Origin of the sequence: Acetobacterium wieringae, from assembly GCF_001766835.1 — a bacterium.
In the GTDB taxonomy this organism is placed as follows: domain Bacteria; phylum Bacillota; class Clostridia; order Eubacteriales; family Eubacteriaceae; genus Acetobacterium; species Acetobacterium wieringae.
The window spans coordinates 1-765 of the sequence record NZ_LKEU01000002.1 but is presented as its reverse complement, the minus strand read 5'-3'; the positions used below and the strand labels follow the sequence as shown (position 1 = coordinate 765).

Annotated in this window: 2 tRNA genes and 2 rRNA genes; all 4 read right to left on the bottom strand. The window is 43.8% G+C overall.

Annotated features, from left to right (window positions below):
• Positions 1–208, bottom strand: a 23S ribosomal RNA gene (locus tag ACWI_RS00025); the annotation flags it as partial.
• A 217-nt stretch (positions 209–425) separates the two neighbouring features.
• Positions 426–502: transfer RNA gene (locus ACWI_RS00020), tRNA-Ile, on the bottom strand.
• Positions 503–522: 20 nt separating this feature from the next.
• Positions 523–598, bottom strand: a tRNA-Ala gene (locus ACWI_RS00015).
• A 101-nt stretch (positions 599–699) separates the two neighbouring features.
• Positions 700–765 (bottom strand): 16S ribosomal RNA (locus tag ACWI_RS00010); the annotation flags it as partial.

The following is a 765-nucleotide window of genomic DNA, read 5'->3' as shown; positions in this document are numbered from 1 at the left end:
GTACTAAGATGTTTCAGTTCCCCAGGTTCCCTCCATAACGCTATGTATTCACGTTACAGTGACTGGTCTTCTACCAGCCGGGTTTCCCCATTCGGATATCTGCGGATCAACGGTTATGTGCACCTTCCCGCAGCTTTTCGCAGCTTGTCGCGTCCTTCATCGGCTCTGATTGCCAAGGCATTCACCCTGTGCTCTTTTCTTCTTGATCCTAAAATTACGTTTCTAATGTTGTTAACATTTTGAAATTGTATTTCATTTATTTATACACTATGCTGTTTTCAATGATCGACGTATTTGTCCAAATTTTGATAAAAATTTGGTAAGTCACTAAGCGTTAGCGTGTGACTGGTACAAATACTAACGCATTTTTCGACTGAATTCATCCATAAATCAATCAGGGATTCTGGCGAAAAATACGATCCTTATGGTGGGCTTGGGAGGACTTGAACCTCCGACCTCACGCTTATCAGGCGTGCGCTCTAACCACCTGAGCTACAAGCCCATCTGTTTGTTTTAAAAAATTGGTGGAGATGAGGAGACTTGAACTCCTGACCCCCTGCTTGCAAGGCAGGTGCTCTCCCAACTGAGCTACACCCCCACAACTGTTAAAACGTATTTAGTTTTATGCTCGCTGCTTTTGTCTTTGTATGAACCAGTCATACAAAAGAAAATAGTACCATGACTTCCTGTATTCCCTAGAAAGGAGGTGATCCAGCCGCACCTTCCGATACGGCTACCTTGTTACGACTTCACCCCAATTACTGA